Annotated in this window: 22 protein-coding genes; 14 read left to right on the plus strand and 8 right to left on the minus strand. The window is 39.4% G+C overall.

Annotated features, from left to right (window positions below; translation table 11 throughout):
• The first annotated feature begins 45 nt into the window (after positions 1-45).
• From HMJ38_RS12645 to HMJ38_RS12660, 4 genes are all read left to right on the plus strand, one after another.
• Positions 46-465 (plus strand): DsrE family protein, encoded by a 420-nt coding sequence (locus HMJ38_RS12645; RefSeq protein ID WP_194974768.1) that lies wholly within the window; start codon positions 46-48, stop codon positions 463-465.
• A 93-nt stretch (positions 466-558) separates the two neighbouring features.
• Positions 559-1,386: a ZIP family metal transporter gene (locus HMJ38_RS12650; protein WP_194974769.1), complete on the plus strand. Its 828-nt coding sequence runs from the start codon at positions 559-561 to the stop codon at positions 1,384-1,386.
• Between the two features lie 91 nt (positions 1,387-1,477).
• Positions 1,478-3,253: an SLC13 family permease gene (locus HMJ38_RS12655; protein ID WP_194974770.1), complete on the plus strand. Its 1,776-nt coding sequence runs from the start codon at positions 1,478-1,480 to the stop codon at positions 3,251-3,253.
• A gap of 77 nt (positions 3,254-3,330) precedes the next feature.
• Positions 3,331-3,486 (plus strand): hypothetical protein, encoded by a 156-nt coding sequence (locus HMJ38_RS12660; protein ID WP_194974771.1) that lies wholly within the window; start codon positions 3,331-3,333, stop codon positions 3,484-3,486.
• A 53-nt stretch (positions 3,487-3,539) separates the two neighbouring features.
• Here HMJ38_RS12660 and HMJ38_RS12665 read toward each other — a convergent pair whose 3' ends face one another.
• Together HMJ38_RS12665 and HMJ38_RS12670 are read right to left on the minus strand one after the other, a co-directional pair.
• Positions 3,540-4,292 carry an LOG family protein gene (locus HMJ38_RS12665; RefSeq protein WP_194974772.1) on the minus strand — a complete coding sequence of 251 codons (753 nt, stop codon included), beginning with the start codon at positions 4,290-4,292 and terminating at the stop codon, positions 3,540-3,542.
• A gap of 252 nt (positions 4,293-4,544) precedes the next feature.
• Complete coding sequence (locus HMJ38_RS12670) at positions 4,545-5,579, minus strand: DUF481 domain-containing protein (protein WP_194974773.1); 1,035 nt, start codon at positions 5,577-5,579, stop codon at positions 4,545-4,547.
• Positions 5,580-5,692: 113 nt separating this feature from the next.
• Between HMJ38_RS12670 and HMJ38_RS12675 the strand changes: the two genes are divergently transcribed.
• The gene (locus HMJ38_RS12675; RefSeq protein ID WP_228780034.1) at positions 5,693-6,622 is read left to right on the plus strand and encodes a sugar phosphate isomerase/epimerase family protein; all 930 of its coding nucleotides are present in this window, start codon (positions 5,693-5,695) and stop codon (positions 6,620-6,622) included.
• 26 nt (positions 6,623-6,648) lie between these two features.
• On the opposite strand, the gene HMJ38_RS12680 is transcribed toward HMJ38_RS12675, so the two are convergent.
• The 4 genes from HMJ38_RS12680 to HMJ38_RS12695 all read right to left on the minus strand — a co-directional run bounded on the left by HMJ38_RS12680 (position 6,649) and on the right by HMJ38_RS12695 (position 9,972).
• Positions 6,649-7,242 carry a porin family protein gene (locus HMJ38_RS12680; protein ID WP_194974774.1) on the minus strand — a complete coding sequence of 198 codons (594 nt, stop codon included), beginning with the start codon at positions 7,240-7,242 and terminating at the stop codon, positions 6,649-6,651.
• 106 nt (positions 7,243-7,348) lie between these two features.
• Positions 7,349-7,642, minus strand: a complete 294-nt coding sequence (locus HMJ38_RS12685; protein WP_194974775.1) for a chaperone modulator CbpM — start codon at positions 7,640-7,642, stop codon at positions 7,349-7,351.
• Positions 7,629-8,549, minus strand: a complete 921-nt coding sequence (locus HMJ38_RS12690) for a DnaJ C-terminal domain-containing protein (protein ID WP_194974776.1) — start codon at positions 8,547-8,549, stop codon at positions 7,629-7,631. Before HMJ38_RS12690 ends, HMJ38_RS12685 begins: the two co-directional genes overlap by 14 nt.
• Positions 8,550-9,054: 505 nt before the next feature.
• Positions 9,055-9,972: an AraC family transcriptional regulator gene (locus HMJ38_RS12695; protein ID WP_194974777.1), complete on the minus strand. Its 918-nt coding sequence runs from the start codon at positions 9,970-9,972 to the stop codon at positions 9,055-9,057.
• A 234-nt stretch (positions 9,973-10,206) separates the two neighbouring features.
• Between HMJ38_RS12695 and HMJ38_RS12700 the strand changes: the two genes are divergently transcribed.
• The 5 genes from HMJ38_RS12700 (at position 10,207) to HMJ38_RS12720 (ending at position 16,332) form a co-directional block, all read left to right on the plus strand.
• Positions 10,207-11,733 carry an aldehyde dehydrogenase family protein gene (locus HMJ38_RS12700; protein WP_194974778.1) on the plus strand — a complete coding sequence of 509 codons (1,527 nt, stop codon included), beginning with the start codon at positions 10,207-10,209 and terminating at the stop codon, positions 11,731-11,733.
• A 323-nt stretch (positions 11,734-12,056) separates the two neighbouring features.
• Positions 12,057-12,467, plus strand: coding sequence for a DUF779 domain-containing protein (locus tag HMJ38_RS12705; protein WP_194974779.1), 411 nt, complete (start codon positions 12,057-12,059; stop codon positions 12,465-12,467).
• 83 nt (positions 12,468-12,550) lie between these two features.
• Positions 12,551-13,012, plus strand: a complete 462-nt coding sequence (locus HMJ38_RS12710; protein ID WP_228780035.1) for a membrane dipeptidase — start codon at positions 12,551-12,553, stop codon at positions 13,010-13,012.
• On the plus strand, positions 13,012-13,746 hold the full coding sequence (locus HMJ38_RS12715) for a VIT1/CCC1 transporter family protein (RefSeq protein WP_194974780.1): 735 nt from the start codon (positions 13,012-13,014) through the stop codon (positions 13,744-13,746). Before HMJ38_RS12710 ends, HMJ38_RS12715 begins: the two co-directional genes overlap by 1 nt.
• Positions 13,747-13,896: 150 nt before the next feature.
• The gene (locus tag HMJ38_RS12720; protein WP_194974781.1) at positions 13,897-16,332 is read left to right on the plus strand and encodes a DUF5686 family protein; all 2,436 of its coding nucleotides are present in this window, start codon (positions 13,897-13,899) and stop codon (positions 16,330-16,332) included.
• A gap of 2 nt (positions 16,333-16,334) precedes the next feature.
• On the opposite strand, the gene HMJ38_RS12725 is transcribed toward HMJ38_RS12720, so the two are convergent.
• Positions 16,335-17,357, minus strand: a complete 1,023-nt coding sequence (locus tag HMJ38_RS12725) for a DUF4407 domain-containing protein (protein WP_194974782.1) — start codon at positions 17,355-17,357, stop codon at positions 16,335-16,337.
• Between the two features lie 276 nt (positions 17,358-17,633).
• Between HMJ38_RS12725 and HMJ38_RS12730 the strand changes: the two genes are divergently transcribed.
• The 4 genes from HMJ38_RS12730 to HMJ38_RS12745 all read left to right on the plus strand — a co-directional run bounded on the left by HMJ38_RS12730 (position 17,634) and on the right by HMJ38_RS12745 (position 22,742).
• Complete coding sequence (locus HMJ38_RS12730) at positions 17,634-18,299, plus strand: SGNH/GDSL hydrolase family protein (protein WP_194974783.1); 666 nt, start codon at positions 17,634-17,636, stop codon at positions 18,297-18,299.
• Positions 18,300-18,466: 167 nt separating this feature from the next.
• Positions 18,467-18,775, plus strand: coding sequence for a thiamine-binding protein (locus tag HMJ38_RS12735; protein ID WP_194974784.1), 309 nt, complete (start codon positions 18,467-18,469; stop codon positions 18,773-18,775).
• Between the two features lie 313 nt (positions 18,776-19,088).
• Entirely contained in the window at positions 19,089-20,249 is a 1,161-nt protein-coding gene (locus HMJ38_RS12740; RefSeq protein WP_194974785.1) for a hypothetical protein, read from the plus strand.
• A gap of 3 nt (positions 20,250-20,252) precedes the next feature.
• On the plus strand, positions 20,253-22,742 hold the full coding sequence (locus tag HMJ38_RS12745; protein ID WP_194974786.1) for an OmpA family protein: 2,490 nt from the start codon (positions 20,253-20,255) through the stop codon (positions 22,740-22,742).
• Between the two features lie 282 nt (positions 22,743-23,024).
• Here HMJ38_RS12745 and HMJ38_RS12750 read toward each other — a convergent pair whose 3' ends face one another.
• Positions 23,025-23,939, minus strand: a complete 915-nt coding sequence (locus tag HMJ38_RS12750) for a glutaminase (protein WP_194974787.1) — start codon at positions 23,937-23,939, stop codon at positions 23,025-23,027.
• Positions 23,940-24,025: the final 86 nt, after the last annotated feature.

A 24,025-nucleotide genomic window follows, 5' to 3' on the forward strand; every position in this document is an offset into this window, starting at 1 on the left:
ATCCCTTTAAAATATTAGTATAAAAACTTAGATTGCCTTAAAAAAATGAGAGCCTCAACACTATTCATCCTCTTATTGCTTACTGTATTTGCAGTCAAAGCACAAGTAAGTTCAGAAGCCGAACACAGGATTATTTTCCAAATTACAGATGGAAATCCCGAAACCCATTCCAAGTTTCTCAGACAGCTTAACAATGTTTTGGCAGCTGCCCCCAATTCAAAAATTGAGGTCGTCACTCATGGCATGGGTGTTGACCTTTTAAAAAAAGATAACAACTCATTTTCAAATGACTTGGAAAATCTTGTGGACAAAGGAGTCGATTTTGTGGTCTGTGAAAATACCCTGAAGCAAAGAAAATTGAAAAAGGAAGAGTTTTTATCATTGGCGTCTTTTGTGCCCTCTGCAATACTGGAGTTGGTAATCAAGCAGGAACAAGGTTGGATTTATATCAAAGCGGGGGGATAATCACTTAGATAAGAGATATAACCCGCAAAAAAAGCCGATATTCATAGTATCTTTAATCCAAATTACCGGATATTTTTAATCAATCCTTTGAAAATGATAGAACAGATTGAAATTATAGCTACTGAGCTTGGTCCCGTGAAGGCTGCACTTTTTGCGACCCTTTTTACATGGTTGATGACTGCCTTGGGAGCTTCTCTTGTTTTTTTCTTTAAAACCATCAACAGAGCTGTATTTGATACCATGCTTGGATTTACAGGTGGGGTGATGATTGCGGCGAGTTTTTGGTCATTATTGGCACCCAGTATCAAGCATTCTGAAAAAATGTTTCCAACCATGCCTTGGTTACCTGCTGCGATAGGCTTTCTTTTGGGAGGATATTTCATATTTGGTTTGGACAAACTCTTACCTCACCTCCACATCAATTTCAAAAAAGAAGAAACGGAGGGAGTCGCTACAAAATGGCACAGATCCACCTTATTACTTTTAGCGATCACGCTACACAATATTCCCGAAGGTCTCGCAGTAGGCATTCTTTTTGGTGCAGCTGCCAATGGCATGGAAGGTGCTAGTATTTCCGCTGCAGTAGCTTTGGCCATTGGAATTGGGATCCAGAATTTCCCTGAGGGATTGGCTGTCGCAGTTCCATTGAGAAGACAAGGGGTAAGCCGTAGAAAGAGCTTTTGGTATGGTCAGTTATCCGCCGTTGTGGAACCTATTGCCGGGGTTTTGGGTGCTGTTGCCGTCATTCATATGCAAAATGTGTTGCCTTATGCGCTTTCATTTGCAGCGGGAGCTATGATTTATGTGGTAGTAGAAGAAGTTATTCCCGAAACGCAGCGGGACAAGTATACTGATTTGGCAGTTTTGGGATTCATGTTGGGATTTACAGTCATGATGATCCTGGATGTAGGGCTGGGATAGAGAAGTAGGTTCAAGGAATTATAGTAATCCACTGCTTTTCATCCATTACCAGATTGGTTGATTAAAAGTGGGTGATGATAAAAAACTCTGGATGGATTTATACATAGTATTTGGAACTCTCTTATTTGCTTTAATTCTTTTTGCATGGGGAAAATTCAGACATGACCTTGTCGCCATTGCCTGTCTTCTGATCCTTACTTTGACCAATATTGTCCCCTATGAAGAGGCATTTATGGGATTTGCCCATCCTGCGGTCATCACAGTAGCTGTTATTTTAATCGTCAGCAGGGCACTTCAGGAATCTGGACTGATCGCGATACTTGGACAGAAAGTCCTGAAAACAGGAGACAACTTTACACTTCAGATTACCCTGCTTTGTATCATTGTCTGTATAGCCTCTGCTTTTATGAACAATGTCGGCGCCTTGGCCATCATTATGCCCGTTGCCATTCATATTGCCAATAAAAGTGGGCATTCTCCTTCCTCTTTCCTGATGCCAATTGCCTTTTCATCTCTCTTAGGAGGTATGATTACGCTCATAGGCACACCTCCGAATATCATTATTGCCAATTTCAGAAAAAATGAAGTTGGCTATACCTTTTCAATGTTTGATTTTGCCCCTGTGGGCATCGGATTAAGTATATCCGGATTGATTTTTATAATTTTTTTAGGCTGGAAATTGCTTCCCAAAAGAATCAAATCCAACAAAGACCCTGATATTTTCAATATCAATGATTACATCACTGAAATAATCATTGATGAAGAGTCCAAATTAAATGGGAAACCTTTGCAGGACCTGATTGAAATTTCTGATGGGGATCTGCAGGTTTTGAATATAGTCAGAAACAAATACCTGATGCATACCCCTGATATGGGTATGATATTAAAAAAAGGAGATATAATTTCCATTGAAGCGGATTCTGAAGATTTACAGGAATTTCTCCAAAAGAGTAATACCAATCTGATTGCAGGTAAAGAAGACCTTGAAAATCTGATCGGCGGAGAAGAGATCTCCAATGTGGAAGCAGTTGTCATGGCAGATTCGGGTATTATCAACCAAACAGCAGTAAGTCTGAGTATGAGAAACCGCTATGGGATCAATCTGCTCGCCATATCAAGACAAGATAAAAAAATCAAAAAGAGATTGGACCATGTACCATTCAAAACAGGAGATGTACTTCTATTGCAGGGAAACACCCAAAAAATAGCCGAGACTCTTAAAGATATCGGCTGTCTTCCTCTGGCCGACAGGGGGTTTGACATTGGCAAACCAAGAAAAATCATTATTCCGGTTTTGATATTTTTATTGTCCATTGGAATGGTAATTCTGGACTGGATGCCGGTTCACATAGGCTTTACCCTTGCAGCAGTGGCTTTGGTCTTAAGTAAAACCCTCAAACTGAAAGATGTTTACAGTAGTATCGATTGGCCGGTTATTATTCTTCTTGGTGCACTGATGCCTATTGGGGATGCCATGGAAAGTAGTGGAGGGGCAGACTTGATTGCAAGGAAAATTCTGCAACTAAGCGATTCATTTCCTCCAGAAGCAACAGTAGCATTACTGTTTATAGTCACCATGCTGCTTTCGAATATCATCAATAATGCCGCTACAGTCGTAATAATGGCACCCATTGGACTTAGTATGTCTCACGTGATGGAACTATCACCTGACCCATTTTTGATGGCTATTGCTGTTTCGGCCTCAGCAGCATTTATGACTCCCATCGGACACCAATCCAATACTTTGGTAATGGGGCCCGGGGGCTATACTTTCAGGGATTATTTCAAAATGGGACTCCCTATTTCTATTTTAATTATCCTTATCGGAATACCGCTTATTTTATATTTCTGGCCGTTGACGAAATGAAAATTTCAATAAAAAGAGCATGATGATTTTAAAACGCATATTGATTATTTTGATCACATTAGTAGCAATCATTTTCCTTGCTTTTAAGTTATCACCATATCCGTCTGTTTGGGTCATCAGATACGCTTTTAACTGAGCCAGCTTTGGGCCATGAATATCAGTTCACCCTTGATGATGCAGGGAAATTGGCATTGGAAAGGTCTTTAGGATTTCTTGATTCCATTGCCAAATAAAACCCAGTCCCTTTAATATTACCTTAAGCCTTCTTAGATATCTCCTTAGGTTTTTATTTTTCTCCCAATACAGCAGAAGGTTCGACAGGCACTTTCCTTTTAAGTCCATATCCCTCTATGGCATATTTTCTAAGGTGTTCTTCCATTTCCTCCACAGAATCTGTCAAAAGAAAAAGATCCAAATCTTCTTTATTGATCGTGCCGTATTCAGCCAGATGGTGGATATATTCATATAGATGTTCGTGGAAATCACTGCACATCAACACTACTGGAAAACGCCGCATCACATTGGTCTGTATCAGGGTCAACGCTTCGAAAAATTCATCCAAAGTTCCAAATCCTCCGGGCATCACCACAAAGGCATAGCTATATTTTGAGAGCAAAACTTTTCTTACAAAAAAGTATTTGAAGTCCATCCATTTATCCAAATAGGGATTGGGATGCTGTTCAAACGGTAGGATTATATTACAACCTACTGATTTTCCACCCACATTCTTCGCTCCCCTATTTGCTGCTTCCATAATCCCCGGCCCTCCACCTGTCATGACCGCAAAGCCCATTTTACTGACCCTTTCCCCGACATTTACCGCCAACCGGTAAAACTTGTCGTCCTCCTCAAATCTGGCAGAACCAAATACAGTTACGCAAGGCCCCACAAAATGCAGCATTCTGAAACCCCTTACAAATTCCAGCATTACCTTGATCACAAATTTGAATTCCTTCCAACGGGTCTGAGGCCCTGCAAAGAAAGCCTCCTCTTCAGGATTGACCAAAGGTGCAAAATCGGTTGACTGCTCTTTTTTCATAATTTAAACTTAATAATAATTTAAACACTGACAAGGTTTCTAATTTATTGAAGTAACTCAGCAATGGATATTTATACTCTGAACATAACAGGTGAGGCACCATAACTTTATTATAATTCTAGGCAACCAAGTCAAAAAAAACAAAATCGATGAACAAATGGTAAATTTCTTAAATGCCCGTTAAATCTTTCATCCCCTGTACCGAATAGGAAGGTTTTATCTTCTGTCTCCCGTCTTCCGTCTCCTGTCCAACTACTTAAACTTATACCCCACATTAAATACAACACCATAATCAAAGTTTGTGTTGCTGCCTTCCAAAGCCTGATTGTCATAATTGGAATAGAACTGAAGTCCTAAATCCAAATTATTGATGACTTCCCAATTGACCCTTGCTTCTCCATCAAACCTTTGCCTTCCATTCTGGTTCACACCAAAAAAGAATTTAGGAAAAACAGTAAAAGAAAGATTAGGTGCTGAAAAGTGGAAATAATCCAACTTGAACTGAGCGGGAATTTCATATAAATTACCTGTAGTATTTCCTTCCAAACTCCTTTCCTGGTTGATAACAGCTCCCGAAATCAACGTTCCTTGAAGGTTGCTTTTGAAAAGGAACCTTCGCCCAAATCCAGCCATCTGCTGTAACCTGCTGGCCAAACCCAATTCAATGTTTCTTTGATAATTCAGTGCGACACCGGCAACAAGGATGGAATTGAGATTGTATAATGCGCCAAGGGTGACTGACTCCCTGTCCCTTGTTCTTTCACCTTGGTTATTGGTGAAAATAAAGGAACCTGTAAAATCGAGTTGAAATTTCTGTTCTGTAAATCTTAAATTCCAATCCACATTGGATCTTCCAATATCACTTGATTTGGTATAGGAATACCCTAGGGCAACGGTTCCTTTGATCTTTTTGATAAATCTTTTCTCCAATGAGACCAAATTGAAAATATTGACTATGGGATATTGTTTCTCCACAAATCCATCATCCACAATCACCTGCCCATACTCCTGAGTAGGTTTCAATACCCCATAATACACAGATTCATCTAAAGTCTGAATCCGATATGTCGCCATACTGGCTTTGATGGTTTTGATTTTATGGTACCTGATTCTTTGTACAGACAAATCCATGTCATCAAATTCAATGATACCCAAATTGATGCTGTTCAGTTTACCCACCATAATCTGCCCATTACGGAGATAAAGTGTGTCCTTTTCCTGTGCCATTGCATCGAGAATAGACAGCGCGCTGCAAAAAATAAACACATATAAAAACCTCCAATTCATATATTAAATCATAGTATATTTTTAAAACAGGTTTGATTTAAAATTAATTTTCGAAAACTTGAAAAAGAATGGTCTTTAATATGCAACAATTATATGAATTTTAACCCAAAACTATGAAAAGGCGCAAATTTTCCAAAGTCACCTCAATGACCCTGCTCGGTTCGGGATTGCTGGCCAATTTTCCATTAGAAGCTACTCCTTTCAATACCGAGAGCAAACTCAGACTCGGAGGACCTGTTTTTGAAAAATTTGATTCTCCCGCAGGTTGGGTTTCGGCTCTCAAAAAACTGGGGTACCGTGCCGCCTATTGTCCTGTTGGTTTAAATGCAAGCTCCGAAGAAATCAAGTCCTATGAAAAAGCAGCAAAGGCTGCCGATATATTGATTGCAGAGGTCGGTGCCTGGTCCAATCCCATTAGTCCCGACCCAAAAATGGCCAAAGAAGCATTTGAAAAATGCACTGCTTCACTGGAACTTGCAGATAAGATCGGGGCCAAATGCTGTGTCAACATAGCAGGGTCTAGAGATATGGAAAACTGGGCCGGACCACACCCGGAGAACTTTTCGGATGAAACTTTTGAAATGATTGTGGTAACCACAAGGAAGATAATTGACGAGGTAAAGCCCTCACGGACTTTCTTCACTTTGGAAGCTATGCCTTGGATTTTTCCTGAATCACCCGATGCTTACCTCCGTCTGATCAAAGCCATAGACCGGAAATCCTTTGCTGTACATCTTGATCCGGTGAATATGATGGTTAGCCCGGCAGTCTTTTTTCGAAATGGAAACCTGATCAAAGAATGTTTCAAAAAGTTGGGTCCAAATATCAAAAGCATCCATGCCAAGGACCTTATCCTAAAGCAAGGGACTTTTATGCCCGAATTTAATGAAGTAAGACCGGGACTTGGATCAATGGATTATCGTGTTTTCCTCGCTGAACTGAGAAAATTTCCAGAGGTGCCATTGATGATGGAGCATTTACAAACAGCCGAAGAGTATCTAGAGGGTGCGGAGTTTATTAGAGAAATTGAAAGGCAAATATAATGCGTATAACCATAAAATTATTTCCCTTAAAAAGTCTTACCCAAAGAGAATTTGAATCCTCTATTGTAATTAGAGCCTCCATCGGCCCTTATGTTGGCCAAGCCGTGTTCGTAATTCAGTTGAAGATTTATCCCAAGCCCCAAATTAAATCCCAAACCAATTAATCCGGCAAAATCAAAATCATTGTATGAATCTTTAATGGATTTGCTTTTATCAACAGTTTTGCCCTCATCTACACGGATAATCATTGCAGAATTCAATAAAAACGAAGGCTGGGCACCTATCAGGAAAAAAACTGATTTGGAAGCATCTAATTTCAGCAAAAGCGGAATATCCAAATAGGAATTTCTATATCTCACTTTGCCTGGAGATCCAAAAAAAATAATTGGAGATCCTTTGGTGGCCCATTGCAGCCCCGGTTCAACACTCATATTCTCACTAATCCTAATATTTACATATCCTCCTGCATGGTATCCTACAATATAAGAATTCCTATCTATAAATTCCCTATCAACAGTGGTAAAACTCGGCCCCAATCTTATTCCAAAACGGGTATCCTGGGCATTTAAGCTTGAGGTAAATATTATGAAGAGAATCAGAAGGACAGAAAGATTTTTCATGATATCAAACAGGTTAAAACATACTTTCAAATTAGTTGATTTATTTCAAATAAAAAAATTAGTTGAAAATCCAGGTTTTGGGCATGGATTTGAAGGATTTTCAATTTCATCCTCCCAATTTCCCCAACTTCCCTTTCAACCTTCTATTCTCCTCCTGCAAGTCCTGAATCCTATCCAAAAGGCCAACAACCACATCCACCCCTTCAGGACTTAGCCCAAGATCTTTGTAAATGCGGATCATCCTTTCCAATTGACTCAGCTTTTCCTCTTCCAAGTAGTATTCCGATTCCTCTTCCATAATTTCTACCATCCCCAATTCCTGAAAAGAAAAAAGCAGATTTGTTTCTATGCCATGGTATTGGCAAAACGTAGTGATTGAAATATAATTAGTCGTTTCCATGATTTCTGATGTTGGCAAGTTGCATGAATAATTCCTTTTCTTTTTCTGAAAGGGCTTTGGGTATCTCCACTTGATAGGTGACATATAAGTCACCAAACTTGCCCTCCTCCTTATATACCGGAAATCCCTTTCCTTTTAACCTGACTTTTGTACCGTTTTGCGTTCCCGGTTTGAGTTTAAGCTTTACCTTGCCATCCATGGTAGGCACTGTGATTTCACCGCCCAATACTGCCGTGTAAAGATCCATACTGACCTTAGCATGTAAATCATTTCCCTCCCGCACAAAATCAGTATCATTCTTGATCACAAATGAAATAAAAAGGTCTCCTTTTGGTCCCCCATTGATACCTTCACCCCCATACCCCTTGATTTTGATGGTTTGACCGTCTTCCACTCCGGCCTGAATGGTAAGTCGTATATTTTTGCCGCCTACGGTCAGTGTCTGTTTGTGGGTTTTATATACATCCGAAAGTTTCAAATGTAATTCGGCTTTATAATCTGCTCCTTTATACTTTACTCCTTCCCTACCCGAACTCTGAAAACCACCTGAAGCAGCCCCACCAAACATGGAACTGAAAAAGTCAGAAAAATCCTCCTCCGTGAAATGTCCCGAGTATGCCCTGCTACTTTGCTGTCCTCTTGGCCTGGATTGGCGTTGGCCTCCTCTTTCAAACTCTTCTGCATGTTTCCAATCTTGGCCGTACTGATCGTATTTCTTTCTTTTTTCGGGATCACTGAGCACTTCATTGGCCTCATTGACCTGCTTGAATTTATTTTCTGCCTCCTTGTCGTTGGGGTTCAGGTCAGGATGGTACTTCCGTGCCAACTTCCTGTAGGCTTTTTTGATATCATCTGCCGAAGCATTCCTATCAATCTCTAAAATCTTGTAGTAATCAATGAATTCCATAGACCCGTTTTTAATCCTTGATCGAATTTATGATAAATGATTATTGGATTAAAGAAAAATAAATGATTTCAGAAAAAAATCCTCCGATTCAAATAACCCACATCAAAAAAATAAGGCTTCATGTAAACCCTATGTTAAAATTAAACCAAAATTTCCTTATCAAAACGCCAAAACAACGACATTACATTTCAGAATGTCCTATTTGTAGTCAAAAAACCAATTAATTGAAAAACAGGGTTAAAATTTAACCTCTTTTTAGTCATTTTATGTAATTTTTAACAAAACCGGTTAAAATATAAAGCATAAAAAAAGGAGTCTTTGTAAAAGACTCCTAAATAGGGTTTATTTGCAACTGACTACAGCCATATAAACTTTGGTAATTTTCAAACTTTTTGTGTTTTTTAGCTACCAAAATTTTCTAAACTTATCAAAATCAATTCAAAAGACCATAAAAACCATAAAATATTTTTTAACAATTTTTTAACCTCCAAAGGATATTTTGTAATTACCTCACATTCTGAAAAACCTTTGGTGTTACGCCAAATTCATTTTTAAAGGCACGAATAAAATAGGTCGAATTATTAAATCCTGACATGAAACAAACTTCCTGAATTTGATAGTCTCCCAATTGAAGATATTGCTTGGCAAGTTTCAGCCTTTCATTGAGTACAAACTCCATGGGAGAAAGCCCGAGTTCAATTTTAAAAGTTCGAGAAAAGTGTGCTTTACTCATATTGGCTTTTTCACTCAAAACCTCAAGATTTAGATTTTCCCTAATATTGTCTTTGATAAAATCGACGACAAAAGCCAATCTATTGGAACCCGCTTGGGTTTTATAGGTCATTTCCAGCATTTCCCTCGCTTGGGTCTGGGTAAGTCTAATCAAAAGTTCTTTCAATGCAAATGATGCAATCAGGTCCTTTTCTTTGGACCGTTCTTTTACACCTATTTTGATAAACCTATTGATGATTTCCGAAAGGTCTTGGGTATTGATCAAATGAAAATAAGACAGGTCTAGCCCCCACTCTTTGGTCAATTCCCTATTAGGCAATCTTTCGTTGAGCAGATTAAATGTGTTTTCGATCATTTCAGGAGAAATGGATAAAGCAATACATTGGGTAGGGTTATCCATTTGGGCTTCGGGAAAATCAATTTTCATGACTTCATTCGGAGGGACAATCACAGATTCACCCGGTAAATAATCAAATCCGGGTTTATCAAAAAGGTGCATGACTTTTTTGCCCTTGAGCATGGTAGTCAGCACAAGATCTCCAAAACTCAGGTTAATGTTTTCCGCAACTTCATGGGTCTCAAAAATATTAAGTTCACAATCATTGAGGGTGTAGGTGGTCCTGTTTTCAACCAAGGTTTTTAAATCCCTATCGTTTCGCCAAGGCACTCTAGGTATAAAATTATTGTGCATTTTGTCTATTTTGGGTATATGTTAAAGGTAATCATTATGCATTATTTTAGAAAATCTCATAACAATATAACGAGGTACTCATATAAAGTTTTGGGCCAATCTAAAAACCTTAAAAAACTAAACCATCATATTTGGAACATAATTATCATTTTTAGTGGATAAGATGATAAGATAGGTCTATTAAATGAGAAAATTATTGGGTAAATTTGAATAAATCCAAAATAATCAAAAATTATGACAACATTAACCTTATCTCAAGCTAAGCCTGTAGAGAGGCCTAGGATCAAAGAAAAGTATGACCACTTTATAGGTGGCAAATGGGTAGCTCCTGCATCTGGAGAATATTTCGACAACACCTCTCCAATTGACGGGAAAGTTTTTTCACAAGCTGCACGAGGAAATAAAGCTGATATCGAAAAGGCTTTGGATGCTGCTCATGAAGCATTTCCAACTTGGTCCAAAACTTCTGCGGCAGAAAGAAGCCGTTTGCTAAACAAAATCGCAGATGTCATCGAGGAAAACCTTGAAATGCTTGCAAGAGTAGAAACGATCGATAATGGAAAAGCCCTTAGAGAAACAAGAGCAGCTGATTTACCACTTGTCGTTGATCATTTCCGGTATTTTGCAGGTGTCATCAGGGCAGATGAAAGCACCATTTCAGAACATGATGAACACACTGTAAGCATTGCATTACATGAACCTTTAGGCGTAGTTGGACAAATTATCCCATGGAATTTCCCATTGTTGATGGCTACCTGGAAAATTGCCCCTGCTTTGGCAGCGGGCTGTTGTACCATTGTAAAGCCCGCAGAACAGACCCCTACCAGTATAATGGTACTGATGGAACTGATCGGTGATATCCTTCCTCCGGGTGTATTGAACGTGGTCACAGGATTTGGACCTGAAGCAGGTAAGCCGCTAGCCACATCCACCAGAGTGGCCAAAGTAGCCTTTACAGGTGAGACTACCACAGGACGTCTGATTATGCAATATGCATCCGAAAACCTTATCCCTGTCACCATGGAATTAGGTGGAAAATCTCCAAACATTTTTATGAAATCCATTGCAGATGCCGATGATGAATTTTTCGACAAATGTGTGGAGGGTGCAGTGATGTTTGCCTTAAATCAAGGAGAGGTCTGTACATGTCCTTCCAGAATCCTGGTACATGAAGACATTTATGATGTATTTATGGAAAAGGTCATCGAAAGGACCAAAGCCATCAATATGGGGCATCCATTGGCAGAAGATACCATGATGGGTGCACAAGCTTCCAATGACCAATTTGAGAAAATCCTTTCTTATTTGGATATCGGAAAGCAGGAAGGTGCTGAGGTATTATGCGGTGGAGACAAAGCCTTTTTGAATTCAGGATTGGAAAATGGTTACTATATCCAACCAACAATCTTTAAAGGGCACAACAAAATGAGAGTGTTCCAGGAAGAGATTTTTGGACCTGTCACATCAGTAACAACCTTCAAAACTACCGAGGAAGCCATTGAAATCGCCAATGACACCATGTACGGATTAGGTGCAGGCTTGTGGTCCAGAGATGCCCATGAGCTATACCAAATTCCAAGGGCCATTCAGGCAGGACGTGTTTGGGTCAACTGCTATCATGCTTATCCGGCACATGCTCCTTTCGGAGGCTACAAGAAATCCGGTTTCGGAAGGGAAAACCATCTGATGATGTTAAACCATTACCGTCAAACCAAGAACATGCTGATTTCTTATAACAAGAATAAGCTTGGGTTCTTTTAGCAGGTAGATTTGAGACGCAAGACACAAGACATAAGATTGAAGAATCAAGAGGTTCTTTTAATCTTATGTCTATGTTTCCCGAAACTCTCTTGGCATCATAAATCTCAGGTCTCGCATCTCTTTTCCTATTTAAAGAATCGTATCTTTCCCGATTCACAGAGCTTTTCTTGGCTCTTGGTTCTAGTATCTAGGCTCTCTCTTCTCGCTTTTCATTTCCTATTTCTAAAACCTCAGCCTCCCGTATTCACATACCCAGTCTTGATTCTTGGCTCTTGATTCTTGGCTCTATCATCTCGTCTCTCGCTTCTTAAACCAAAACTCTCATGTCTAACAACAACCCACAAACCCCCCGAGTCCTTATCACTGAAGCCGCTATGGATGTCATTGACACCTTGCGAAAGCGCTTTGGGACTGATCTGATGTTCCATCAAAGCGGTGGTTGCTGTGACGGCAGCTCCCCAATGTGCTTTGAAAAAGGTGATTTCAAAGTCGGAGGAAATGACATTTGGTTGGGCAAAGTATACGGCTGTGATTTTTTTATGAGTGGAGATCAGTTTGAATATTGGAAACATACCCAATTGACCTTGGATGTTACTCCGGGAAGAGGCAGCAGTTTCTCCATTGAAATCCCAATGGGTATCAGGTTTATGATCCGATCCAAACTCTTTACCATGGAGGAGTTGGATAACCTTATCCCCACCAAAACGGGGGAAGAAGTATTGGAAGAGGGTTAATTCAGGGGATAAATCAATTATTCAAAAAAGCCTATTACAACAAATTCATTTTTACTTATCTTCATAGCTGAACAAACTTCCCTATGAAGAAACTGTTAATTCCTTTGATTTCACTTTTATTGATTTATGGGTTAGCCACTTTATTTGCTCCTGCCATCATAGAAAAAGGCAAAGATCCCAAAAAGCCCGTAAGGGTTTCTCATACCGGGATTAGGGCTGTGGTGAATTCTCCCAGAAATCTAAGCGACGAACAGATAAAAAAATTAGCGGAGAAAGGCAGGATTATTGGAATTGCATTTTTTGACATGGTGGTAGGAGATGATGAAATCAAGGGAATCGTTGCCAGTATGAAAAAAGTTAAAAATCTCGTGGGTGATAAACATGTGGCTTTGGGATCGGATTATGATGGCAGTGTTACTGTTCCATTTGACATTACAGGGTTACCTATTATTATTGAGGCGAAATTATGGGATGGATTTACAGAAGATGAAACACGAGCTATCATGGGAGAAAATGTGAAAAGATTTTTATTGGATATACTCTAATGGGACAGGAACAAAAAATTCATCAGGAAATAAAGTTTTTGGGTAATCTCCAAAATTACCTCCGAGAGTTTGTCTATGGAGGTATCGATGGGGCGGTGACTACTTTTGCTGTCGTTGCGGGGGCAGTCGGAGCCAATTTGGATGCCTCCATCATCATCATTCTCGGCTTTGCCAATCTCTTGGCTGATGGATTTTCCATGTCAGTTGGCGCCTACCTATCCTCAAAATCAGAAAAAGAAAACTACAATAAACATAAAAATATAGAATATTGGGAAGTAGACAACATCCCTGAAAAAGAGAGGCAGGAAATAGTTGAAATATATACTGCCAAAGGTTTTGAAGGTGAGCTATTGGAAAAAGTGGTGGATGTGATCGTTTCTGACCGGGATAGATGGGTGAACGAAATGATGAAGGATGAACTCAATATGATTAAAGAAACCAAGAGCCCTTTCAAAATCGGATTGGCTACATTGATTTCGTTTATATTCATCGGTTTTATTCCCTTGATGGTTTATGTCTATGACTTTTTCAATGAAACGGTAATTGATCTCTTTTTTTGGACTAGTTTATTTACAGGAGTTGCATTTATTGTCATCGGTTGGCTCAAAAGTTATGTTAATCAAACCAACGTTTTTAAGAGTGTATTAGAGACGCTTGCCCTGGGTTTTGTCGCTGCTTCAGTGGCTTATTTTGTCGGTGGTTTTTTGGAAACCATCATCATGAATGCCCGATAAATACAAGCGATTTTAAACCAACCCTTTTTTTCAGCACTTATGTATTTGTAGGAAACAATTTATTTTAAAACAATGTATACTTACCAAAAAACTAAATATTGACAAGAAAAAGTCAGGATCTGCCCATCCTGCATAAGACATTAAATTTTTATGAGGATCAAAAAAGTAACCTTACTATTTTTCCTGGTAATATGTTCTTTTGAAAAGGAACTCATTGCCCAAAGCTTTCAAATAGAAGGTCATGTCATTGATGGAAAAACAGGGGCCTTTATACCTTTTGCCTCGCTCCAAATTTTAGGAAATTCAAAGAATAAAGGAACTGTTTCGGACATTAGAGGTTGGTACAGGCTTGAATTTCAAACAGAAAACGACTCCGTCAGAGTTTCTCATGTAGGATTTGAAAAACTGTCTATCAGAGTTTCTGCCTTGAGAACAAATCCTGAAATATTTCTTCAACCCATAACCATTTCACTAAGTGAGGTGCAGGTGAAGGCAGGTGAAAACCCGGCCATCCCAATTGTAAAAAAGGTCATTGAGAATAAAAAACTGAACGATCCTGATAAACTGAATACCTATAGTTTTAAAAGCTACAACAAGGTGGTCATGACCCTGGATGGATTAAAAGAAAGTCCAGAATATGACGACAATACAGCCCAAATTCTACAGGGTGGACATATTTTTATGGCGGAAAGTTATTCAGAAGTCAATTTTAAAAAGCCAGGAAAAAAGAATGAAACCGTCTTGGCTTCCAAAATGTCAGGTATCGAAAACCCTTTGGTAGCCATGGCCTCCAACAGCTTTCAGCCATTTTCTTTTTACACCGATCATATCAAAATACTTGAAGTCCCCTATGTCAATCCGATTTCAAGTGATGGACTTAGAAAATATGATTATTTTCTGGAAGACAGTATCAAAACGGATTTGGGAACAACCTATGTGGTGGCTTACCAACCTAAGGAAGGAAAAGTATATCAACTTGGAAAAGGGCTTCTGTACATTTCAGATAAGCAATTTGCCATTGAAAACATGACCATTTCCCCATCCGACCCTGACACCAACCTGGTTTTTGAAATCCAACAAAAAAACCTGTGGGACGGAGAACATTGGTTTCCCCAACAGTTCAACAGTATTTATTTTGCACCTGAAATGGAGTTTGAGGAAAAAGGTCTTAAGGTCATCAATCAAACATTTGTCTCGGAGGTCAAAATCAATGAATTTGACAATAAGACGAGATTTGGACCAGTTTCCCTGAATTTTGATATCCAAAATAATAAATATGATTGGAATGAATTGAGGATTGATTCCCTCACTACTAGAGAATATCTTACTTATGTGAGATTTGACCAAATGGAGCCCAAAGACAAAAGGAGACTCAACCTCCTTTCCAAAGTACTGACACAACTTTCCTCAGGAAGAATCCCTTTAGGTTTTGTAGACCTTATTCCAAATAAGTTGTTTCGTTTCAACAGATTTGAAGGCTTTGGGCTTGGCCTGGGCTTGTCCTCCAATGAGACTTTATCTGATTTTTTCAGGGTAGAAGGTTACTTTCGATATGGCTTCAGGGATAAGGGGTGGAAATATGGCGGTGGACTGGAATTGAATCTCGACAAGAAGTATGATTCCAGATTGAAATTCAATTACAGTCAGGATTTGGAAGAACCGGGAAGAACCTTACTGCCACGTAGCAATTCTTTCAGTTCAGGAGGGGAGGTATTCCGAAAAGTTATAGCCGAGCGAATGGACAGGGTAGAAAACTACAGTGTGGAATTTTCGCAGATACCTTTAAGGGGAACTAGAATAGGCCTTTTCGGTTCGGTACAAAATCGAAACAACATTCTCAATTTCACTGACCTCAATCCGACTGATGAATTCCCGCAATTCTTCCGAGTTTCGGAAGCAGGTTTGAATTTTAGGTGGACAGGTAACGAAAGTCTTTCACGAATAGGAAACAATCTGATTTCATGGGCAGTCTCCTACCCTGTCCTCAGTCTAAGGGTCTCCAAAGCTATTCCTGAATTATTAGACGGAAATGTGGATTTCGTTAATACCGAGTTCAGATTTCAACACCAATGGAATTCCGGCAATTCACTGAATCATTTTCACCTTGCTGCCAACGGAATTTGGGGAAATAACCTTCCTCTATCCTATTTGAATACAGGCTACGGAATTAATATAGGACAGAGAAATGCATTGGATTTTGCACTTTCCTTTCCGGGATATCTTCAGACCATGTTCATCTATGAATTCCTTTCTGACAGAAGCTTGATGGCAAGTTATGCCCATCAGACAGGCCCATTGTTCCATAAAAAAGCAGGGAGAATTATTTTCGCTCCACAGTTGAAATTTTTCCAAAGCTTTGCAATCGGTACGCTGACCAATCCGGATTTTTATGACTTTGTGGAATTCAAAACCTTGGAAAAAGGCTATTGGGAATCAGGTATTGAACTCAACAATATTATCAAGCAAAAGGCAGGTCTGCAATACAGGGGATGGGGTCTGGGCGCATTTTACAGGTATGGCCCGTATGCCAATCCAAGGTTCAATGATAACCTTACAATTACCCTTTCGATGACCATTTCATTTTAGCCCTACTCATTAGCCGCCCTAAATACCTGAAGGTTACGTTCACTTTTTTCAATGGCCTTGGTGGATTGTTCTTTGGAATAGACCTCCACTCTCAATTCCGACAAGTCCAACAATTCATCGTAAGGTCCTCTTGGGGAAATCAACTTTATAAAAATAGGGGCTGTTTCGACCGCCACAAAAAGCAGCATGATCATGATATTGGCCCATTTCATGGCCTCACTTTCTTGGGTCAGTTGATGAAGTGCATCCAACCTGGCCGCCAAACCGTCAAACCCATCAATTCCGGGCTGTAGCTTTTCAAACTCGGATTCTCTTGCCAAAGTCAGTTGTCTGATCTGTGCATCCAATGTATCGATTCTGACTTGATGTGCTGCCCTGATACTTTCAAGTTCTTTCTGAGCGGCATCCAATTGTTGTTCTTTCTTTTTGGCGTTGCTCCCTAATCCCACTATCCCGCTAGTCCCGTCTGTTTTTGTGCCAAAACGCTCATAATCATATTCCTGCTGTAATTTATCCCTGTAAGCAGCCGCCTGTGAAAGTTCACTTTTCAGACTGTCTTTTTTGGCTTCAAGCTCATTGATTTCAGTAAATCCTGCTTTCAAAGCTTCTTTACTTTGAGCTATCATTTCAGTTTTTTTCTCATCCAATTTCCTATTGATCTCCCTTTCGAAAACCTTAAGCTCTAAAGGTCTGGAAATAACTACTGCCAACAGCACTGCAAAAACAAGTCTTGGTATCGCCATTTTCCATTCTGCCCAAGCATTATTTCTTTTCCGCATGCTGGAAACTATAAACCTATCCAAATTGAAGATCATCAAACCCCAAACCAATCCAAAACCCAAAGCATACCAAATAGACTGAAAAACGGTATAAAGTGCGTAAGAGGCCGAAATCGCAGCCAATAGGCCTGTGAAGAACACCGTTCCACCAATGCCTACATATTTATGGGTATCAGTCGGTGTCTTGTTCAATAATGGTGCATAAACACCAGAGCAAAACAAAAAGAAGCGGGTGATTTTTTTCATAGGTACAAAAGACTGCATGCTTGGTTAGTTCCTCAAAAAACGAGCAACTTGATAATGAAATTATATTCAGCTACACAAAGGGCGAAATATCTGGGATAGAATAGGGCATAATGTAGTTCAAAGCGCTATTTTATGGGGTCAATAAAAAAATGAGCAGTCCAGTTTACGCTCTAAATTCCTCTGTTCATAAACGCTCATTTTCTAAAATTGCTCAAATAATGTTCGTTTTTGATCTACCCATTCCATCAGAAAAATTTAAATTGCAAAGAAAAAACCATGAGAACAAAATATACATTTGGACTACTTTTCATTCTTTTCATTTCTTCCTTTATCATACCAATTTATGCCCAAAATACTGACCAATTTAAAAAAGAGGTCGAAGCACTATCCAGAAAATATCAGCAGGTTGATTGGGAAAAAGGTGGCGTGGTTTTCACAGGGAGTTCAAGCATCCGATTATGGAAATCACTGGAAAAAGACTTTCCTAAGGCCAATATCATCAATACAGGATTTGGAGGCTCACAGACCCACCACTTGATCAAGTATCTTGACCAACTGGTATTGGAATTTGAGCCCAAAAAGATTTTTATTTATGAAGGGGATAATGATATCAATGCGGGTAAACCGGTTAGGCAGATATTAGAGGAGTTTTTCGAAATCATGGAAAAAGTAACTGCTCTTGTGCCCGATGCCCAATTTTATTTTATAAGTGCCAAACCAAGTCCCTCAAGGTGGGCGAAAAAAGGACAATATGAGCTATTCAATAAGCAGTTGAAGCAATTTGCCATGAACCATTCCAATGCAAATTTCATTAATATTTGGACGCCAATGTTGGCCAAAGATGGAAAACCAAAACCAGAATTGTTCTTGGAAGACAATCTCCATATGAACGAAAAAGGTTATGCCATTTGGAAAAAAGCCGTGAAACCTTTCTTGGATTAAAGTGGGAAGTAGGGAGGTCAGGAAGTTGGAAGTTTGAGATTTTAGATCTTAGATTTGAGCTCAGGAAAGTATCTGGATAAGATTTTAGATTTATACGCTTGAAGCTAAAAATATCTATCTCGGCTCTCTTTTCTCTTTTCTCTTACCTTTCTTAAATCTAAAATTTAATGTCTAACACAAAAAACACCATCAACCTTGGAATTCAGATCGTTCCAAAAAGCAAAACTTTTGACACTTATGCCCTAGTGGACAAGGCTATAGAAGTTATTCAAAAATCAGGTGTCAACTATGAAGTTACTCCTTTTGAAACCGTTATGGAAGGTCCTCATGATGAGTTGATGCAAATTGCTGAAAAAGCCCAAAAAGCAGTGTTAGATGCGGGGGCTGATGAAGTCTTGGTATATTACCGATTACACATCCGAAAAGGAATTGATGTGACCATGTCAGAGAAAACTGGCAAATTCAAATCAAAATAATATCTAATTATTAATTTTTAATCCATAAATAAGTTCCCCTTATTTTGAGTAAATTAACATTGTCCTAATTGATACCTAGACTACAATAAACCACTAAGTTAAAATACTTAAAATCCAACATTTATATAAATAAAACAATAAAATATTAAATAATTTTGAGATATTATAAAACCTTGACAAAACTTTGTAAGGTAATTCTATGTATTCGAGAAATAACGCTTAGCCAACAATCCGCTTTTCCACTTGTTGGTTTTAAAGGGAATTTATCCGTTTAAGAATTTAAAAATAAAAAATTAACGCTAAACCAATGTTCATGAAAAGGATTCTTTTGCTCATAATTTTAGGTTTTTTCACTGTCCACACATTAAAAGCACAGATAAAAACCGTCAACTATAATGTGGTCAACAATGAAATCAACAGTAACAATCCTTTACCTTCTGAAGAACCTTTTTTTATCAGAGGAATTCTTCCAAAAGACATTGAGTTGGTAGCTGTCGTCTTAAATCGCAGCGGAAAAGATTCACAAAGAGGTGACGAGTATTCTTGGAAAAGGGCATTTGACTTTGAAGTTTCACAATATGAGGTTTTTGTTTCCAATCCACTTCGAAGCAATGAAGCATATGATTTGGAATTGTTTTTCTACAAAAGAGCCGAAAAGGAACAGATGGAGGCAATTAAATCCTCCATCGATGATAATCTGGAGTCTTACATACGTGCCAATCTCGAAGTCACCGGAGGAGGTATCAAAACAAATAATTCCAATCAGGTAATGATTACCCAAATGAATCAGATAGTGGAAGATGCCTTAGAGGATTATAGACATTTTTTGGGGAGGGATTTTAAAGGGTTCAGCGAAATTGTCAGACAAAAGCTTGAACAAAAAGACAGGCTTAAACTCAAGAGAGCTAGGTTTAACATTTTAGGAAAAAATAAGGAAGATAATGAGAAAGCAGCTTATGCCGACCAATATATTGGTGAATTGATAGACATTGTTCAAAATGAATCAGATCAATACCTGGAAGAGAGCCTTTTGAGTTTGGTAGACATCAGGACTGTTTCCAATTATCCGACAGAAAGGAAACCGGGAACATTGCCCCTGAATATTGGATACGGCAGCATTCCTATCAAAAGAAGCTTGGCCTCTACAGAATATCTCCATGGTCCTTACGCTGGACTTTCAATTCCTTTGGGAAATAGAACATTTACCAAATTCCTGGGCAATGCATCCTTTTCCACGGGAGTTTTCTTGCAAAACTTCGAATCTTCCCAAGGAGATCAAATCGAAGGACAAATCATTGGACTACCTATTTATGCCGGATTAGGATATAAAATTTTTAGGGTTTTCAGGTTCAATGTGGGAGCTGTTTCACTCAATATGGACAACGGTGCAGGAGTTAGCCAGCACCATATACAACCATTTGCTGGCATAAGCCTTGAATTTAATATTTGGATGGGTCTTAATAACAGGAGGTAAGCCATGAAAAAGCTATACCTGATTTTAAGTTGTTTCTTATTGATGCTCGCTTATAAATCCCAGGCACAACAAAAGGATTTTGGTTGGCGCTTAGGGGTGAGCGGGGGTTACACCAATTATTATGGAGACCTTTCTCCTCAGCGGATTCGTGGCATATCAAACATGGACGCCATTCATCATGTGCTCTACTTTAATGAAAACTATTTTGAAAAGCCTTCATTTAAGGTTTCTCTTGAAAAACAATTGAGTGCCACAATCGGGCTGATGTTTTCTTATGGAGAGTATCATTTTGCCATGAGTGACCGCTATATTCAAAGAGATGGAAGCTTAATGCTCGAAAATCCGAATTTTGATCGAGGCTTAAATTTCAGTAACCATACCAGAGATATGGGGGTCTCATTTGTATTCAAGGCAGACAACGACATAATGCTTCCTGCTAAATCATGGATTGCTCCTTATTTCACTTTAGGTTTTGGTTTGATAAATTTTGAAGTTAAAGGCGACCTTTTGGATGCTGATGGGCTTCGGTATGATTACAATTCTACCAATATAATCCATAACAGCATTTATGAAACAGACCTCCACGCGGTCAGAACAGAACTTATTAATGGATATGAACTGGGGGCATTTTATACCAATTTGGGATTGGGGTTCAGAATCAGATTAGGCAATAGGTTTGAAGTCTTCGCCCAATCAGATTTACTTTACACCTTCACTGATTACTTGGATGATGTGAGCGGCAAATACAGGACTTTTTATGAAAATGACTTTCAGGCCTATGCATCCAAGCCGGGAACCAACCTTGTAGATCCACAAAATCCCTATAGGGGAAATCCTAATAGTGCCAATGATTGGATCATCTATCATGGGGTTGGTATCAAATATAACCTTGGAGTAAGTAAGAAAACCTTTTCGGCACCACGTCTGAGTACCTATTATCCAGATTATGGCAAGAGAAGTATTGCTGCTCCAGAGGAAAGTCCTCAAACCACTTCAGACAGCGTTCCACCGGAAAGTCAAGCAGCCACTTACAATTACACCTACAATATCCAACTGGCGGAAACAGAAAAACTGGATAGCTTGAGATATTTAAGCCAGATCCTGGCTTGGGATCAGGAAATTCAAAAAAGAGAGAATAAAATAGTAAGCGGTCAAGTCAGAAACAATTCATTGCTTGAACTGAGAAGGAATTTTGATGAACAAAATGAAAAGCTCATTGCAGATGAATTCCTTGATCCCGTAGAAAAAGAAAAAATGATTCAGGAATCTGAGAAAAACAGATTTGACCTAAGGTATAGTATTGACAGCATCGGCAGAAGAGAACGGGAACTGAAGATGGAAATTGACAGTATTTCCAGACTTAAAAGGGATTACAGACTGGAACAGAGGGTTTTGGTAGTTCCTCCTGATTTAGACAGCCGTACTTTCGAAAAAGAGAAATATGTTTCTGATTCCGCTTTTCAACAAGCTAGAGAAACCACTCCGGTCATTAGACTAGAGGAAGAAATAGAGTCCGCTAGTGATATGCAAGGCACTCAAACAACAGAAGGCCCAATGTCACAACCTGAACAGGCCCAAAGACAGGAAATACAGCCTACGCCATCAACGTGGACTAGAAGCGTGGTGCAGGACCCAGAAACCATGTCAAGTCTTGAAGAAGAAAACCGCTACCTGAGGAGTGAAAGAGACAGATTGCTGATCGAAAGTACCCAACAATCACAACAACAAAGACCCCAAAACACAAGGACCCAAAGATCAACCATCACCAATCGTCAGACAACGATCCGGGAAGAAAGTCCCCGGGATGAATCTGATAGAAGAAGGAGATGGTGGTGGCCTTTTGCAGCAGCGGGCGGTGTAGCTGCCACGGCTGCAATACTATCTAACAATGACGGAGAAGAAAAAGAGCCGATGCTACAGGATTCAACTGATATAACTGAGAAAACAGCTCAGGAAATCCTTCCTCCTACTCAAAAAGAATTGGACGATATCTCAATGGCGATTACTTCTTCTATCTTGGGGACTACCATTAGCGCTGAAATGCTGGATCAAAAAGAAGCACCAAAACCTTCGCAGAGCACCCCTGACATAATAATTCAAGAAGTGGTATTAAGAGACACCGTCTATTTGGACAATGAGCCCGTAGTCACGATTCTGAAATCAAAAGAAGTGGTATTCTTTAAAGTAAATCAAAGGATTCCGGATAGAGGAGAAATCAATAAACTCAGTGATTTGGCCAACTTCATCAAAGAAAATGGAGAATATGGTCTAGTCCTTACAGGATTTGCAGACAATACCGGAAATGTCAATTACAATCTCAAGCTTGCCGATGAAAGGATGAAAAATGTCGGAAATATCCTTTCTGAGGAATTTAGCATTCCACAGGAAAAGTTAAGATTTGAATCAGGAGGTCAGGTGATAAGAGGAACAAGAAGTGGGTCCAATGACCTGGATAGAAAAGTGGAAGTCAGGGCGGAGCTTATTCAAGGATAAAGGAAAAAGGATGAGGGATGAAGGAAGGAAGTGTCGCAGTGGGCAGCCTCAGGGAGCAGTGTTCAGTAGGCACTATCAAGAAGTGTCATGTCCGATGACCGGTGTTAGTGTCGTCATTGCGAGCCTGCCTGCCGATTTGGTAGGGACCACTTTTAATTACTCCTTTTTTTGTGAGAACCCTCCGTGCGACGTGGCAATCTCCATCGGGAGGTAAATTAGTAGTATGATCCTAATTGAAATGCTATAAAAACAAAAGATAAAGGAAGGAAATCACCTTTTTCCTTAAAATAAAGAAAACTTTAACTTATCTGTCAACAGTTCTAAGGCCAAAATGGCTTTGACAGAGTTGCCTTTTTCGTTGAGTTCCGGACTCCAGACTGCAATGCTGAATTTGTGGGGCATGACCGCTGCCACTCCTCCCCCTACGCCACTTTTACCCGGAAGACCAACCCTGAATGCAAACTCCCCTGCTTCATCATAAAAGCCACAGGTCAACATCAGGGCATTGATACGTCGGGCATAACTTTCCGTCACTATTTCTCTTTTAGCATAAATGGAATAGCCATCATTTGCCAAAAAAGAAAAGGACCTCGCCAAATCTACGCAGTTCATTTCCATGGCACAGTGAGCGACATAAGTTTTCAACACATCCTCTACCTTGTTATCAAAATTTTTGTATGCTTTCAAAAAATAGGCAAGCGCGGTATTCCTTTCCGAATGTTTGAGTTCGGAATCCATTACATCCTGATTGATTTTAACGCATTCCTTCCCTGATAATTCATTGATGAATTTACTGACTTCGGAAATGGGTTGCTCAAACTTAGTTGTCAGGGCATCAGTAATCACCAAGGCACCCGCATTGATAAATGGGTTTCTGGGAATCCCTTTTTCAAATTCCAATTGGGCAATGGAATTGAAGGGATTACCGCTCGGTTCCACATTCACCCTTGACCATAGCTTGCTTTGGAAAATATGTGCAACCATGGTCAAGGTATGGACTTTGGAAATACTCTGTATGGAAAAAGGAACTTCATAATCCCCTACCCCAAAGACATTTCCTTCCAAGTCTACCAATGCGATTCCAAACTTATCCCCATCTACTTCTGCCAATTCCGGGATATAATCCGCCACTTTGCCCCTCGGGTTTTTGGATTTTACCTCTTCGTAAACTTCTTCTATTAATTGTTGATAGTCCATACCCAAAAATGGCTTTTATTATTTGCGGAAAAAATATACGAAGAACATTTGTAGCGTTTTTGTATTTATTTTCGTCCTGACAGTAA

The sequence above is a fragment of the Aquiflexum lacus genome, from assembly GCF_015476655.1.
Taxonomy (GTDB): domain Bacteria; phylum Bacteroidota; class Bacteroidia; order Cytophagales; family Cyclobacteriaceae; genus Aquiflexum; species Aquiflexum lacus.

Excerpts from the sequence above, each read along its gene's own strand:
- HMJ38_RS12750 (WP_194974787.1), bottom strand. The coding sequence starts at position 23,939 with ATGGACTATCAACAATTAATAGAAGAAGTTTACGAAGAGGTAAAATCC.
- HMJ38_RS12645 (WP_194974768.1), top strand. The coding sequence starts at position 46 with ATGAGAGCCTCAACACTATTCATCCTCTTATTGCTTACTGTATTTGCA.
- HMJ38_RS12745 (WP_194974786.1), top strand. The coding sequence starts at position 20,253 with ATGAAAAAGCTATACCTGATTTTAAGTTGTTTCTTATTGATGCTCGCT.
- HMJ38_RS12700 (WP_194974778.1), top strand. The coding sequence starts at position 10,207 with ATGACAACATTAACCTTATCTCAAGCTAAGCCTGTAGAGAGGCCTAGG.
- HMJ38_RS12735 (WP_194974784.1), top strand. The coding sequence starts at position 18,467 with ATGTCTAACACAAAAAACACCATCAACCTTGGAATTCAGATCGTTCCA.
- HMJ38_RS12665 (WP_194974772.1), bottom strand. The coding sequence starts at position 4,292 with ATGAAAAAAGAGCAGTCAACCGATTTTGCACCTTTGGTCAATCCTGAA.
- HMJ38_RS12710 (WP_228780035.1), top strand. The coding sequence starts at position 12,551 with ATGAAGAAACTGTTAATTCCTTTGATTTCACTTTTATTGATTTATGGG.
- HMJ38_RS12725 (WP_194974782.1), bottom strand. The coding sequence starts at position 17,357 with ATGAAAAAAATCACCCGCTTCTTTTTGTTTTGCTCTGGTGTTTATGCA.
- HMJ38_RS12695 (WP_194974777.1), bottom strand. The coding sequence starts at position 9,972 with ATGCACAATAATTTTATACCTAGAGTGCCTTGGCGAAACGATAGGGAT.
- HMJ38_RS12675 (WP_228780034.1), top strand. The coding sequence starts at position 5,693 with ATGAAAAGGCGCAAATTTTCCAAAGTCACCTCAATGACCCTGCTCGGT.
- HMJ38_RS12740 (WP_194974785.1), top strand. The coding sequence starts at position 19,089 with ATGAAAAGGATTCTTTTGCTCATAATTTTAGGTTTTTTCACTGTCCAC.
- HMJ38_RS12650 (WP_194974769.1), top strand. The coding sequence starts at position 559 with ATGATAGAACAGATTGAAATTATAGCTACTGAGCTTGGTCCCGTGAAG.
- HMJ38_RS12685 (WP_194974775.1), bottom strand. The coding sequence starts at position 7,642 with ATGGAAACGACTAATTATATTTCAATCACTACGTTTTGCCAATACCAT.
- HMJ38_RS12715 (WP_194974780.1), top strand. The coding sequence starts at position 13,012 with ATGGGACAGGAACAAAAAATTCATCAGGAAATAAAGTTTTTGGGTAAT.
- HMJ38_RS12655 (WP_194974770.1), top strand. The coding sequence starts at position 1,478 with ATGGATTTATACATAGTATTTGGAACTCTCTTATTTGCTTTAATTCTT.
- HMJ38_RS12670 (WP_194974773.1), bottom strand. The coding sequence starts at position 5,579 with ATGAATTGGAGGTTTTTATATGTGTTTATTTTTTGCAGCGCGCTGTCT.
- HMJ38_RS12730 (WP_194974783.1), top strand. The coding sequence starts at position 17,634 with ATGAGAACAAAATATACATTTGGACTACTTTTCATTCTTTTCATTTCT.
- HMJ38_RS12705 (WP_194974779.1), top strand. The coding sequence starts at position 12,057 with ATGTCTAACAACAACCCACAAACCCCCCGAGTCCTTATCACTGAAGCC.
- HMJ38_RS12720 (WP_194974781.1), top strand. The coding sequence starts at position 13,897 with ATGAGGATCAAAAAAGTAACCTTACTATTTTTCCTGGTAATATGTTCT.
- HMJ38_RS12690 (WP_194974776.1), bottom strand. The coding sequence starts at position 8,549 with ATGGAATTCATTGATTACTACAAGATTTTAGAGATTGATAGGAATGCT.
- HMJ38_RS12680 (WP_194974774.1), bottom strand. The coding sequence starts at position 7,242 with ATGAAAAATCTTTCTGTCCTTCTGATTCTCTTCATAATATTTACCTCA.